Raw genomic sequence first — 13,366 nt, forward strand, 5'->3', positions numbered from 1 at the left:
GGTCCCGAAAACAAGCATTCCTCTCGAGAACAGGCCAAATCAGCCTGTTCTCGGGAGGAATTCGCTTTCCTGCCTGTTTTGGACGCGCCGGAGGCCCCGGCGTCGATCAACGAAGCGTGTCGACGACCGCGTCCGCGGCCTGGCCGAGCCGCGTGCCACCGAGCGTGACGTCGGCGGCCAGCCGTTGCCGCTTCGCCGGTGCCGGAGATGCCCGCACCCGGAATCGCAGCCGCACCGTCTCCCCGGCGTCCGCGCGCCCGATGGCGGGTGCGGGTTCACTCCAGCCCGGCGGAACGACCAGCCGTGCCACGACATCCCGGGGCTCGTCGAAGGGGTTCACGACGACCACGTCGTAGTCGAGCCAGGCCCCGGCATCCGTGCGCAGATAGAACGGTTCGACGAGCACGAGGTTGCCGTCGGCGGGCGGCCGCAGGCCGTCATCGGGCAGAAGGTCGTCGTGGATGCCTGCGAGCTCGTCGCCCTGCTGCTCGAGCAGGCGCAGGTAGTCTTCGTCGACCTCGCGTCCCTGCCAGTGGCCGGTGATCATCAGACCGGGAGCGATGCGCCGGTAGAGCGCGGCGCTCGCGCGGTAGTCGTCGCGGCGGAACCGGTTGCGGTACTGGTAGTTGAGGATCTCCCGCTGCACGCCGAGCCGCCCGTCTGCCGCCTGCTGGTCTCCGGTGGCCAGCACCAGCAGCCCGTCGACCTCGAACTCGAACGCCGCCGCGTAGAGGGTGTGTCCGGGCAGCGGATGGGTGGTGATCTCGTATTCGTGCCACTGCACGGCCTCGCCGAGCGGCAGCACCCGGTCGGCCGGAATGGGCTCGAACCACTGGCAGGGCAGGTCGGTTCGCATCGGATCCGCCATGATCGGCTCGACGTTCTCGGGAAGCCAGACCTGCGTTCCCTCGACGTCGCGCAGCAGGTTCATGCCGGCGACGTGGTCGTCATGATAGTGGGTGGCGAGCACGACCTCGACCTCGGTTACGCCATAGTCCCGCTTCAGCGCGGGAAGCGAGGCGAGCCACGGCCGGCGGGCCGCACGGTCGGTGCCGGCCGGCCAGCCCGTCGACATGTCGTAGCCGTAGTCGATGAGCAGCGCCGGACCGTCGTCGCTGAGCAGCACGTACGAGCACGAGTTGGCCGTGCGATTCAGGAGCAGGTGGTCGGTGAGCCGCACGAACGGGCGCTTCAGCCAGTCGTGCAGATCCCAGGCGCGGGTGCGCCGCGAGTCCACGTACCCGCTCATCCGCCCGGCCAGCAGCTCGAGCGCGGCGGCGGCATCCGTCATCGGTTCGCCGTGCGATGGCAGCAGGATGTCCGGACCCTCGTCGCGCAGAAGGTGGCACGAGAGCACGTTCATGGCCGGGCCCTCGTTCTCGGTGTACGACCACTGCGTCGAGGCGAGCGACCACACCTTGCCGGGCGCGTAGATGAGGTCGCCGGTGAACGCGATGCGTCCACCGTCGCGGTCGATCAGATAGCTGACCGACCCCATGGTGTGCCCTGGCGTCGGCACGGTCTTCACGCGGATGCCGCCGAACTGCGCCGTCCGGTACTCCGGCACCGTGCCGGCGATCGGGATCGGTTCGAGCAGCGAGAACCGGTCCTGCCGCAGGTTGTAGTCGTTGTAGAGCGCACGCCCCGACCACATCTCATCCGCTCGCGCGAACAAGTCCTGCTCGACCGGCGGAACCCACACCGGGATGCCCGCCTCTACGGCACGAGACAGACCCTGGCCCTGGTCACGGTGGTGGTGCGTCATCAGCACCGCGTCGAGCGTGGTCAGGCCGAGTTCGCCGAGGCGATCGAGCACGTCGCCCGAGCCGAAGTCGATGGCCACGGCTCCCGCACCGATCTCACCGGATTCGGGCAGCACGACGTACACGTTGCAGGTGTCCGCGAACCGATGGACGCCAGGAGCGACCTCGGTGAATTCGCTCATGCCCTTCCTCGCGACTCTCGACGACGGGCTCGCGCCTCGCGATAGCCGCGCCACAGCGAGGCGATCTCATCGAGGTCGTCGTCGCCGATCGCCTCCCGGCTGTTGTCGATCGATTCGACATAGTAGAGCGCCGGAACGCCCAGCTCCGCTTGCACGCTCGCGTAGGCGAGCCACTCCTGAAGGTTCGGCATGGGCCACTGGTCGGTGTCGATGGGATGCCCGGGCAACGCCGCTGCGGCGATGTCGTGCCGGAATCGCATCTGGTCGACCACCGGAACCGGGTCGCCGTTCACCGATTCCACGAGCACGTCGTTGAGCCGGATCATGTCGGTCACGTCACCGAACGACGGATGCACGGTGTGCGTCACGACGAGCGCGTCGGGCTTCACAGCCTTCGCCGCGTCGTGGATGGTGCGCACCAGCCGGTGCAACGCAGCGATGCCCCACACGCCGTCGGTGTGCGCACGCAGCGTGCGACCGGACGGGGCGCGCTGCGTGAAGTCCACCTTGAAACCGTCGGCGTCGAGACCGGCCGGCGAGAGCATCCACGCCACCTGTTCCGCGAGCGCGTCGAGGTATGCCGGATTCGACGGGTCGGCCGCGACCGCCTGGCCGTGCGCGTCACGCACCGTCAGCTCGGCCGGCAGCCCGTCCGGGTCCCAGGCCTTGAGCCACAGCAGCACGTGTTGCCCGTCCGCGTGTCGCGCGTCGATCCAGGCGCGCAGGTCCGGCCACTTCTGCTCGTCGACCGTGTTGGTTCCGTACTCCGCCTGCCAACGGTCGTCGATGACGACGGTGCCGGGGCGGATGCCGTGCTCGGCAAGGCGCAGAAGCCAGCGATCGTAGAGCTCCTGCCGTGCCAGGTCCGCGGCGAACGCGACACTGTCAGGCAGCACGAACCCGTGCGGCGAGTCCGTGGCGAGGTCCTCGCCCTCGTGGGTCAGACGCACCGCGAGCGCGGACTGCGCACCCCAGCCGCAGAAGATCGGTTCGTACCACCAGTCTGCGGCCGCACCGGGTTCACTCGCCCAGCCGTGACGGGCGACGTCGTCGCGGTACTGGATGATCGCGGAGCGCGGCGAACCGGCCGGCCGGAGCACGAACTCCGGCGACGACCATCCGCCGGCCCCGACCACGGTGTGCCCCTCGTACGCGAGACGCAGCAGGAATCCGCCGTCCAGCGCGTCGTACCGGAAGGTCGTGAACCCGAGCTCCTCGACGGGCGCCACGACCGAGGCGCCGAGCCACTCGCCCACCGGCATGTCGGTGGGGCCGTGCGGGGCATGCGGATCGATCGTGGGACGACCGAGTCCGAACACGAGCGGCGGCGGCGAGAAGATGCCGTGCAGGCGGCCGGGCTCCGCGTCGCCGACGACGCCGAGCTGCGCCTGGCTGGTCGACGGCCGCACCACCTGGACGGGCTCGGTCGGGGTGGGCACGAAGAGGGACGGGAAACGGATGCCCGAGCGGAACGTTCCCGCAGCTCCCGTCGGCAGCGCGGCCTGCCCGCCGAACACGGTGACATCCGCGATGCGCGCGTCGTCGGCATCCGTCGTCACCTCGACGTGTGCGCGGATCTCGTCCGGGGTGCAGCGCAGCACGAACACGCGGCTCGCCCACGCACTCGAGTCGCCCGCCACGCGCACCACCACATCGCCGTGCGGCTGCTCCTCCACGGTCACGGCGGTCCGCCCGGACGCCTCGTCAGGCTCACCCAGCCGATCGACGTTCGCGATCAGGGAGAGGTCGCTCCACAGCTCGCCGTCCGCGCCGGCGAGCGTCGCGCGGGGCACTGTGAGGGCGACACCGAAGGTGTAGGCGGGAGTCGTGATCACGACCTCGGCCGGGCCGCGCGTGACCTGTACGAGCTGGTCGACCTGCTCGATCGTCATTCCGGTGCTCCCCACTGCGCGAGTTCCTCCACGGAGGCCGCCTCGCGGATCTCCTCCGGTGTCTCCAGCCTGAGGCGGAACACCGGCTTCGGCGCGAACGAGACGGCGAGCGCGGCCCGCGCATCACCGGAGGCCCACTCCAGGTGCAGCGCGCCGTCGGCGTCGACCCGGTATCCGAAGTCGCCGTCGAACGCCGGATGTCTGCGGCGCACGCGCACGAGCGCCAGCTGGGCGCGCGTCACCGTGCTCGCAAGCGCAGCGTCGATCTCGGGCGCAGTGTACGTGTGGCGGTTGACGTCGCGTCCCTGTGCGGTGCGACGGAACAGTTCGGTGTCGTCGAGGCCGCCGAGCAGGCCGACGTAGTAGAGCTGCGGACGGCCGGGGAGCCACAGCTGCACGGCTCGTGCAAGCAGATACGCGGTGGCATCCGCACCGAGCACGGAGAAGAAGGTGGCGTTGATCTGGTGCGGCAGCTGCATCCATGCGGGCACGACCGACGCGATCGCCGAGTGGCCGCCCGTGGCGACGCGCGCGCGTTCGAAGATCGCGGCCATCTCGTCGGCATCGATGAGACCGGGCTGCTCGCCGCTGGGCCCGGCGTCGATCACGCCTATGCCGTCGTGCGTGTCGAGCACCGTGACCGCATTCGCGGGACGGATGCGCAACCACTCCACCAAGCGGTCGCACGTTCCGGTGCCGAGGCTGTGCAGCAGAAGGGGCGCGAGCGCGAAGTCGTACACCTCGTCGACGAGCGGCGCTATCGCGAGTTGCTGCGTGTAGTGCGCGTGCACCTCCACGAGCACGCGAAGGCCGGCGGCGCGTGCCACGGCGACGATCTCGCGCACGAACGCGAGCGTCTCGGGAGTCATGAAGCTGTCCGTGCCCGGCGTCTTCACCGCATAGCCGACGGCATCCAGTCGCACGGTCGTCACTCCACCTGCACGCAGGGTGTCGAGGATGCGGCGCAGGTAGTGCCTGGCGCGCTCGTTCGCGACGTCGAGGTCGATCTGCGTGGGCAGGAACGTGGTCCAGACCAGTCGCCTGGTGCCATCCGCGAGCCGGTACGCCGTGAACGGCAGTCCAGGTCGCGGTCGGTAGAACGAGGCGATGTCGGCCTCGGTGGCGCCGTGCGGAAAGACGGTGTCGAAGGTGAGGAACATGCCGTCGTACTCGGACCGTTCACCGTGCTCGAGCCAGTCAGCGAACTCCGCGGACTGGCTCGAGACGTGGTTGACGATCAGGTCGGCCGTGACCTCTCGGTTCGCCGCGATCGCGCGCACGTCGTCCCAGTCGCCGAGCCGGGGGTCGACCGTGCCGTGGTCGACGGGGTCGAACCCGGCGTCGGCTCCGTCGAAGGGCACGAAGAACGGCAGGATGTGCACCCCCGCGAAATCGCGCAACGGCCCGTCGAGCAGCGCGCGCAGACCATCGAGGTCGCCGCCGAGCCGGTCGGCATAGGCGAGAAGGTCGACCTCCGTCACGACGTGAGCACCTCCCGGAGACGCTCCACGCCGCTGCGCGGGGACGTGAGCACGGGCACGGAGAGCCCAGCGCTGGAGGCGGCATCCGCCATCGATGCCTGGGCGAGCACGATGATGGCGGCGGAGTCGGCGACCCGGCGCACAGCCTGGGCGATGAGCCGGTCATGCTCCCCCGCGTCCCCGCTCGCACGGGCGGCCGCCGCTTCCTCGACGACCGTGGTCGACACGGTTGCGTTCGATCCCCGCTCGGCGACGTACCGCTCGATGAGCCGCGTCGTCGGCCCGAGCGTAGCTGTGTTCGTCGCGAACACGGCGATCAGGGCCTTTCCGGCTCCGGCGAGACGCACGGCCTCGGCCGCCATCGGCTCGTCCACCCGCAGCACCGGGATGCTCATCCCGGCACCGGCTCTCTCGGCCGCCTCCCCGATCGAGGAACACGTCACGAGCACTGCGTCGGCACCGCACTCCCTCAGGTGCGCCAGGTGGGCCGCCACCCGCTCCCGCACCTGCGGCGTGACGACGTCGCGAATCGCGGTCTCGAGCATCCACGCGTCGACGACGTGCTGCCGTTCGACGCCGGGTACGGCTTCGGCCACCATGCCGTCGAAGGTCGCGGCGAGAGCGGGAACGGTGTGCAGGAGCCCCGCGATCACGACGCCTCCCGCCACGGTCGCGCCTCACGGTCGACGACCGCGATGAGCCGCTCCAGCCGGGGAACGGACAGCTCGCGCAGGGCGCGAGGCACAGCCGGATGCCCGACGACGTCGCTCCAGAGCGCGCGCCCGGCGAGGAAGCCGCTCGCTCCTGCGCGGCACGCCGCCTCGACGGCGGGCAGGAAGGCCGGGCGATCGACCCCCTGCGAGAGCACGACCCACGGACCGGTGATCGCCTCGTTCAGCTTCTCGCTCGCTGCACGCTGCTCGGCCTCGTCCCCGGTTCCCGCGAGCGGCACCTGCACTTTGTACAGGCTCTGGCCGAGCACGGAGAGCTCGCGCGCGGCCTCCCGGATGGCGACGTCGAGGTCCCAGCTGCGGTCATCCAATTCCCTGGGCGTGGCGCGCACCACCGGTTCGAGCACAGACAAGACGCCGCGTTCGCGGCACGCCGCCACGAAGCGCCGCACGAGTTCGACGCGCTGCGCGCGCCTCTCGTCGCGTCGCCAGATCACGAGCAGCTTCAGCGCGCTGACGCCGTCGAGGTTCGTCTCGGCGAGCACGACCTCGTCTAGCCCGGTCTCCTCGACCGGTCCCCCGTCGGCCTGCTCGAGCGCATCCGCCGCGAGAATCAGGCCGGTGGCGGCCGGCAGTGTCTCGCGCACGCGCTCGAATCCGTAGTGCCGGTCGGTCAGGAAGCCGGAGGCGAGCGGCCCGAGGGCGTCGGCGACGTCGAGCTTGAACCGCACGAGCACGTCGTCGGCCGGGCGTCCCGCCCCCGCGAGGTCGAACATGTGGCGCAGGCTCTCGCGCTGGTCCATAGCCACCATCGCCAGCGCCCCTGTGGGACGGGCGATCGCGTCGAGGCTCCGTGCCGCTTGCGTCGGTGCGGGGTTCGTCATGGGGATTCCTTACTGGTGGTGCTTCTGGTGGTGCTGGTTCGGTGGGCGGAGTCGGGGAGACGAGTCATCGCTCGCCCGTCGCGGCGGAGACGAAGGCGGCAAGCAGTTCCCGTGCACCGCCGTCCGAGCCGCCCGCGCTGCCGAGCGCCGGCTCTGCAGGGCCGAGCGGCAGCGTGGTGGTGATGCCCGCCACTCGGTGAGCGGCAAGCATCGCGGCCCCTGTCGCAACGGGTTCGGCGGCGTCGACGCGGCGGAGCCGCCCGGTGAGGATGCGCCGCTTCAGATTCCACCAGGCGTCGTTCGCCGCGCCGGGGCCGGCGAGCATCGTGAGGTCGGCGTCGCGCGCCCCGAGAATCCCGGTCTGAACGGCGTCCAGCCAGGCGAGCTGCAGTACCAGGCCGGTCAGCACCGCCGTCAGCGCCATCCCCGGATCGGCTGCCAGCGCGGGAACGGCTCGGAGACGGGCCGAACGGTCCGGCTGCGGAGCCTGTCGTCCGCGCAGGTAGGGCAGGAGGAACGCTCCGAGCGCACCGGTCGAGCACTCGGCCGCTGCCGCGAAGACATCCGCGCGGTCTGCACCGGGAAGCAGCTCGTCCAGCGCCCACTCGATGAGCGCACCGGCCGTCGGATTCGCGCCCAGCAGCGACTCGTGGATGCCGTCCACGGCTCGCGCAATGCTCATGCCCTGCTCACGGGCGGCCTCGCGCGGCACCTCGGCCGCCAGACGATACAGCGCCTCGGATGTCCCGACCGAGTCCGCGACGCATCCCGGCTCCCGAACGCCCGCGGCCCACGCCCCGACGGCGTGATCGTGTCCGGCTGCGACAACCGGCAGGCCCGCGGGGAGGCCGAGCACGGCCGCCGCGTCGTGCGTGAGCGTCCCCGCACTCTCCCCCGGGCGCGCGACCCGGGGAAAACGGTCGGGGGTGAGACCCACCAGGGCAAGGAGGTCGGCGTCGAATCGTTCGGCCGGTCCGTTCAGCCGGTAGGCCATCGTGCGGGCGGCGAGCGTGTGGTCCGTCACGGCCTCGCCAACGAGTGCGGCGACCACGAGGTCCGCGACGCCCGCCCAGCGCGCCCGGCTCAACCGGGCATCCCCCGCCTCCCGGAGCGTCAGCCAGTGCGCGAGCGGGGTCTTCTCCGGCACGGGCACCCCGGTCGCCGCGTACAGCTCCGCAGCTCCGGCGCCCGCCACGAGCGAGCGGACCGCGGAGCCGCCATCCTTCTCGTTCCATCGAAGCAGCTCGCCGAGAGGATGACCGTCGGCGTCGAGGAGTGCTCCGGTCTCAGCCATGGATGCCACGCCGATGCCGACGACACGATCGCGCGCCTCGATCGCGACCGATCCGATCGCGGTGAGCACGGCATCCTGCAGCGCGGAGCCGGCGGCCGGAGTCGGCACGGTGCGAAGGCGCTCTTCGCGAACGGCAAAGCCGCCGTCGCCGAACGATGCGAGCACGACCTTGGTGTTGGTCGTGCCGATGTCGACGCCGATCGCGGCCGGGAACGCTGCGCGCACGCTCCATTATGTTCGTTCTCGGACAAACAGGTCAAGCTTTGTTCACTTCTTGACAACTCGGGTTCATCGCGATGGGATGGATGCATGCGATACGCGGACGCCCCCGCTCGCCGGGAGGAACTGCTGCGCCGCCTCGGCGCCGAAGGCTACGTGTCGTCGTCTGCCGTCGCGGACGAGTTCGGCGTGTCGGAGATGACCATCCGTCGTGACCTCCGCCAGCTGGCCGCCGAAGGGCTTGCGCGCAGGGTGATCGGTGGCGCCAGCCTTCCCGACCTCGGGCACGCGCGGCCGTTCGACGAGCGCGCCGGGACCGGGGGCGGCGAGAAGCGGGCGATCGCCGCCGCCTGCCTCTCCCTTCTCGAGGGAGCGACCACTATCGCGCTCGACGCAGGGACCACCGTGGCACCGCTGACCGACCTGGTGCCGGCCGGCACCACTGTCGTGAGCCATTCGGCTCCCGTGATCCAGGCGGCCATCGAGCGTGGAGACCTCGACGTCGTGGCCATCGGCGGAACCTACCAGCGCGAGACGCGCAGCTTCGCGGGACCGGCCGCCCGGCGCTCGATCGCCGACCATTCGTTCGACGTCGCGGTGCTGTCGGCGACCGCGGTCGACCGCACCGGACTGCTGTGCGCCAACGCACTGGATGCCGAGCTCAAGCAGGAACTGTCCCGCTCGGCGCGCACCACGGTGCTGCTCGTCGACCACTCGAAGCTCGGAGCGCGAGCGCCGATCCGGGTCGGCGGTTTCGACCTCGTGGATGCCATCGTCACCGACGACGGAGCGGATGCCGACGATCTCGCTGTGCTGCGGGCATCCGGAGTGCGGGTACTCGTCGCCGCCACGGCGGGTATGTCTCTCAATTCGGGGTCGGGCGAGGATGTGCTCGGTGCGGTCGATCGCAAGGACGAGGAGGAGAGCGTCACTGGTGGTGACGCCGACGACGAGGACGCAGGGAGCGGCCGTACCGAGCGCACCGCAGCCCAGCCCGAATTGAGAGACATACCCGAGGAGGTCGACGTCTCGTGATGCGGCTCGGTGCCGTGGCGGACGACGTCACCGGTGCCTGCGATCTCGCCGGGCGGGTGGTCGAAGCCGGCCTGCCGGCGAGCGTGCTGTTCGGCACCGCCGGCGACGAACGCCTGTTCCCGTCCGACGGCGATGGATGCGCCGTGGTCGCACTCAAGATCCGCACCGTGCCCGCCGTCGAGGCCGCGACCCAGGCGGCGACTGCGGCACGGCGTCTCCTCGCCGCGGATGCGTCGCTGCTCTACCAGAAGTACTGTTCGACGTTCGACTCGACACCGCGCGGCAACATCGGGCCGATCGCCGACGCCATGGCCGAGGCCGCGGGCGGCGCGTCAATGGCCCGCGGGATGACGAGCCTCGCGGTGACGGTCGGTACCCCGGCCACGCCGGCATCCGCCCGCACGCAGTACGCGGGAACGCTCTTCGCCGACGGCGTGCCGCTCGCCGAGTCGCCGCTGCGCGACCATCCGCTGACACCGATGCGCGACTCGAACGTGGTGCGGCTCTTGTCGCCGCAGACGCGAGCGGATGTCTCCCTCGTGCGCTGGGAAGACGTGCAGCGAGGCCCCGAGCACGTGGCAGGGCTCGTCGGCGAGGGGCACGTGCTCACGGATGCCCTCACCGAGCGCGACCTCGACACGATCGCCGCGAGCGTGCTGCGTCTCGCCGGCGAACGCCCCGTGGTCGCCGCCGGAGCGGCCGGCGTCGGAACGGCGCTCGCTCGCGTCGCGGTTCGAGGCACGGGAACGCTGCGACCCGTGCGGATGCCCGTGGTCCCAGTGACCGGCAGGCTCATCCTCGCCGGCAGCGCCTCGGCAGCAACCCGCGCACAGCTGGACACCTTCCGTGGCGAGAAGCACCTGCTCGACCCGTTCGCCCTCGCGGAGGGTGAGGCGGAACTGGACCGGTTGCGGGTCATCCTGTCCGCCCGTCGTCACGACATGCTTCCTGCGCTTGTCGCCGTGCGCGGCGATGTGGCCAGGGTGCAGTCGGAGCTCGGTCCGGAGCGGGCCGCTCAGGTCATCGAAGGCGCCTTCTCGGAGCTCGCGAATTTCGCCGTGCACGAGCTCGGCGTCAGCCACCTGATCGTCGCCGGAGGAGAGACCTCGGGGGCCGTCGTGACCGGGCTGGGCATCCAGCGCTTGCTCGTCGGTGCCCCGGCGGCGCCCGGCGTGCCGTGGACCGTGGGCGACTCGCATGGCCGCAGCGTCGCACTGCTCCTCAAGTCCGGCAACTTCGGCGGCACCTCGCTCTTCAACGACGCATGGGAGACCGCGCCATGAGCGAGACCGCTCTCTTGCGCTCGGCTGTAGTGCGCGCCTGCCGGTATCTCTCCGCGGCCGGTCTCTCGCCGGGCAGTTCGGGCAACGTGAGCGTGCGATCCGGATCGCGGATCATGGCGACGCCCACCGGCTCGTCGCTGCGCTCGGTCGCCGAGGACGACCTCGCGCTCGTGCCGTTCGAGTCGCCCGGGTCGTCGGCGTTGCCGGGGCCGTCGGCGTTGCCGGGGTCGTCCGAGCAGAAGCTCGCGTCAGGGCTGCCGGATGCGCCGCGGCCGACTAAGGAGCTGCCGCTGCGCGAGGCGATGTATGCGGCGCACCCCGACGCCACCGCGGTCGTGCACCTGCACTCGCCGTACGCGACCGCGATCGCGTGCCTCGCCCCCGACGATGACGGTTTCGCGCGGCTGCCTCCGCTGACGCCCTACCGGGTCATGCGCCTGGGCACGGTACCGCTCGTGCCGTACGCCAAGCCCGGGAGCCCCGAGCTCGCGGCGGCCGTCGCCTCGCGCGCCCACGGGCATCCGGTGCTGCTGCTGGCCAACCACGGTCCCATCGTCGCCGCCCGCGACCTGGATGCCGCCATCGATCTCGCCGAAGAGCTCGAGGCAGCGGCCCGCCTCACGCTTCAGTTGCACACCCTTTCCCCCGTGCTGCTGGATGCCGCTGCGGTGGCGTCGCTCACTCCGCCAGGCCGTTGAGGTCACGCCCATCCACCGCCCGATTGCAACCCGAAAACCTTCTGCAAGGAGCACAGTGACCCGCGCAGTGAACGAATCCGTCCTCGAAGCGAACGAGCCGGATGCCGACCCGACTGAGCCGCATCCGCTCGCCTGGCGCGGCCTCGTCGAGGGCTTCTACGGCGCTCCCTGGTCGCACGACGACCGGCTGCGCTGGTTCGAGTTCGCGTCGGCCTCCGGGCTCGACCGTTACCTCTACGCGCCAAAGGACGACCCGTGGCACCGCGAGCAGTGGCGCGACCCGTACCCTGACGATCGCCTGGCCGCCCTCGCCGACCTGTGCTCCGAGGCGGAGCAGCGCGGCGTGCGATTCGTCTACACGATCGCGCCAGGGCTTTCGATGAGGTACGACGAGGATGCCGAGCACGAGGCGCTCGCAGCGAAATGTGCGCAACTGCTCGGGGCGGGCATCCGCTCGTTCGCACTGCTCTTCGACGACGTTCCGATGGACGAGCCGGAGGCGTTCGGACGGGCGCACGGCGAGACCGCTGCCCGGCTCCAGCAGGACTTCCTGCTGCCGGCCGGAATCGACGAGCCTCTGATGGTGTGCCCGACGGACTACGCAGGCCTCGGCCGCACCCCGTACCGCGCCGGCCTCGACGCCACGCTTCCGCAGGATGCACTCGTGCTCTGGACCGGCGCGGACATCGTCGTGGGAGCGGTCACGGCCGACGACATCGTGCTCGCCAGGGAGAGCTACGGGCGCGACCTCGTGCTCTGGGACAACTTCCCGGTGAACGACTTCGACCGTTCCCGCGTGTTCCTCGGTCCGCTTACCGACCGGCAACGCGCACCCGGACTGGTCGGCATCGTCTCGAACCCGATGGTCGAGGCCGCGCCGTCCCGATTCGCGCTGGCCACGGTCGCGGAGTGGGCCGCCGACCCCGAGCAGTACGACGCGCAGGATGCCGCGGCGCGAGCCTACGAGCGGGTCACCGGGGGTGCACCCGGGCTCCGTTCCCTTGTCGAGGCCTGCAGCTCGTGGCCGCCGTCTGCACCGCGGTGGGCGGCGCTCTCGGATGCTGTCGCCGAGAGCCGCTACGAGGACGCCGAGTCGTTGCTCGCCCGGCTCGCGCAGACCTCCGCGAGCGGTGTAGACGAGGACCTGGCCGTCCAGTTGGCGCCCTGGATCGATGCGGCGCAGGCATCCGGCGCGGCAGGCGCGATGGCGTGCCGGGTGCTCGCGTTCGACGGTGATCCCAGCGAGGTCGCCTCACTCGAGGACCTACTGAAAGCGCGCGGAACGATGGAGGGCGAGTTCGCCGACGTCGTACGCGACGACGTGCTGAGCCTCCTCGACGACGCCATCGTCGTTCTCGGCGGCGAGCCGTCGCATCCGCACACCCCGCACGGCGCGGCGGTCTCCATCTACAGCGGCTCGAACCCGGCGCCGGGAGACCGCGAGCTCGCGGAGTTCTTGCGCGGGTCGGGCATGCACGTGCACTTCGGCCACGACGAGGCTGCAGACCTCGTGATCGTCACCCGCTCGGCGTCCGAGGAACTGATCGTCGAGGCGTCGCGCCTGGCCATTCCTGTGCTCGCCTGGGGCCATCTCGTGCCCCTCGGACTGGCCCCGGCGTCGCGCGTACTGCTGTCGGTCGACCGAATCGAGATCGTCGACCACAGGCATCCTGCGGCCTCCGCCATGGCGGGGGAAGTCGTGGTGTACCGCGGCAGGGCGAAGGTCACGGTGAGCGAGCCGGGCGAGGGGGCGCACGTGGTGGCCCGCGAGCCGCAGTCGGGCGACGCCGCCATCACCATCACACCGCCCGGAGCGCCACTCGCGAACGGCACTCCGGCGCCCGCCGCGCGGGGCACCTTCTACCTCGCCGCGGACGGCTTCGCGCCCTGGCTCGTCACCGAATCCACTCGCGCTCTGCTCTACGCCACGATCGGAGCACTTCTCAACCAGTAAGGAGACATCC

Annotated in this window: 10 protein-coding genes; 4 read left to right on the top strand and 6 right to left on the bottom strand. The window is 70.9% G+C overall.

Annotated elements, in window-relative coordinates; genetic code table 11:
• Nucleotides 1-106: 106 nt before the first annotated feature.
• From ACYVI5_RS15965 to ACYVI5_RS15990, 6 genes are all read right to left on the bottom strand, one after another.
• A complete protein-coding gene (locus tag ACYVI5_RS15965) occupies nucleotides 107-1,945 on the bottom strand; it encodes an MBL fold metallo-hydrolase (RefSeq protein ID WP_460581089.1) in 1,839 nt (612 codons plus the stop codon).
• Entirely contained in the window at nucleotides 1,942-3,837 is a 1,896-nt protein-coding gene (locus tag ACYVI5_RS15970) for an alpha-amylase family protein (protein ID WP_460581090.1), read from the bottom strand. Before ACYVI5_RS15970 ends, ACYVI5_RS15965 begins: the two co-directional genes overlap by 4 nt.
• Complete coding sequence (gene gtfA, locus ACYVI5_RS15975) at nucleotides 3,834-5,318, bottom strand: alpha-amylase family protein (RefSeq protein ID WP_460581091.1); 1,485 nt, start codon at nucleotides 5,316-5,318, stop codon at nucleotides 3,834-3,836. Before gtfA ends, ACYVI5_RS15970 begins: the two co-directional genes overlap by 4 nt.
• The gene (locus ACYVI5_RS15980) at nucleotides 5,315-5,986 is read right to left on the bottom strand and encodes an aspartate/glutamate racemase family protein (protein WP_460581092.1); all 672 of its coding nucleotides are present in this window, start codon (nucleotides 5,984-5,986) and stop codon (nucleotides 5,315-5,317) included. The genes gtfA and ACYVI5_RS15980 overlap by 4 nt, the downstream gene beginning before the upstream one ends.
• On the bottom strand, nucleotides 5,968-6,873 hold the full coding sequence (locus ACYVI5_RS15985) for a hypothetical protein (RefSeq protein WP_460581093.1): 906 nt from the start codon (nucleotides 6,871-6,873) through the stop codon (nucleotides 5,968-5,970). Before ACYVI5_RS15985 ends, ACYVI5_RS15980 begins: the two co-directional genes overlap by 19 nt.
• Nucleotides 6,874-6,937: 64 nt before the next feature.
• The gene (locus tag ACYVI5_RS15990; protein ID WP_460581094.1) at nucleotides 6,938-8,392 is read right to left on the bottom strand and encodes an FGGY-family carbohydrate kinase; all 1,455 of its coding nucleotides are present in this window, start codon (nucleotides 8,390-8,392) and stop codon (nucleotides 6,938-6,940) included.
• Between the two features lie 84 nt (nucleotides 8,393-8,476).
• Between ACYVI5_RS15990 and ACYVI5_RS15995 the strand changes: the two genes are divergently transcribed.
• Genes ACYVI5_RS15995 through ACYVI5_RS16010 form a run of 4 tightly spaced genes read left to right on the top strand, consistent with a single transcriptional unit; the run spans nucleotide 8,477 to nucleotide 13,356 of the window.
• Nucleotides 8,477-9,421, top strand: coding sequence for a DeoR/GlpR family DNA-binding transcription regulator (locus ACYVI5_RS15995; RefSeq protein WP_460581095.1), 945 nt, complete (start codon nucleotides 8,477-8,479; stop codon nucleotides 9,419-9,421).
• On the top strand, nucleotides 9,421-10,704 hold the full coding sequence (locus ACYVI5_RS16000; protein WP_460581291.1) for a four-carbon acid sugar kinase family protein: 1,284 nt from the start codon (nucleotides 9,421-9,423) through the stop codon (nucleotides 10,702-10,704). Before ACYVI5_RS15995 ends, ACYVI5_RS16000 begins: the two co-directional genes overlap by 1 nt.
• Nucleotides 10,701-11,402, top strand: a complete 702-nt coding sequence (locus tag ACYVI5_RS16005) for a class II aldolase/adducin head domain-containing protein (protein WP_460581096.1) — start codon at nucleotides 10,701-10,703, stop codon at nucleotides 11,400-11,402. Before ACYVI5_RS16000 ends, ACYVI5_RS16005 begins: the two co-directional genes overlap by 4 nt.
• A 55-nt stretch (nucleotides 11,403-11,457) precedes the next feature.
• Nucleotides 11,458-13,356, top strand: a complete 1,899-nt coding sequence (locus ACYVI5_RS16010) for a beta-N-acetylglucosaminidase domain-containing protein (protein ID WP_460581097.1) — start codon at nucleotides 11,458-11,460, stop codon at nucleotides 13,354-13,356.
• Nucleotides 13,357-13,366 lie beyond the last annotated feature (10 nt).

The organism is Humibacter ginsengisoli, from assembly GCF_054780095.1.

Coding starts and splice junctions, on each gene's coding strand:
- ACYVI5_RS15985 (WP_460581093.1), bottom strand. CDS start 6,873: ATGACGAACCCCGCACCGACGCAAGCGGCACGGAGCCTCGACGCGATC.
- ACYVI5_RS16005 (WP_460581096.1), top strand. CDS start 10,701: ATGAGCGAGACCGCTCTCTTGCGCTCGGCTGTAGTGCGCGCCTGCCGG.
- ACYVI5_RS15995 (WP_460581095.1), top strand. CDS start 8,477: ATGCGATACGCGGACGCCCCCGCTCGCCGGGAGGAACTGCTGCGCCGC.
- ACYVI5_RS15970 (WP_460581090.1), bottom strand. CDS start 3,837: ATGACGATCGAGCAGGTCGACCAGCTCGTACAGGTCACGCGCGGCCCG.
- ACYVI5_RS15965 (WP_460581089.1), bottom strand. CDS start 1,945: ATGAGCGAATTCACCGAGGTCGCTCCTGGCGTCCATCGGTTCGCGGAC.
- ACYVI5_RS16000 (WP_460581291.1), top strand. CDS start 9,421: ATGCGGCTCGGTGCCGTGGCGGACGACGTCACCGGTGCCTGCGATCTC.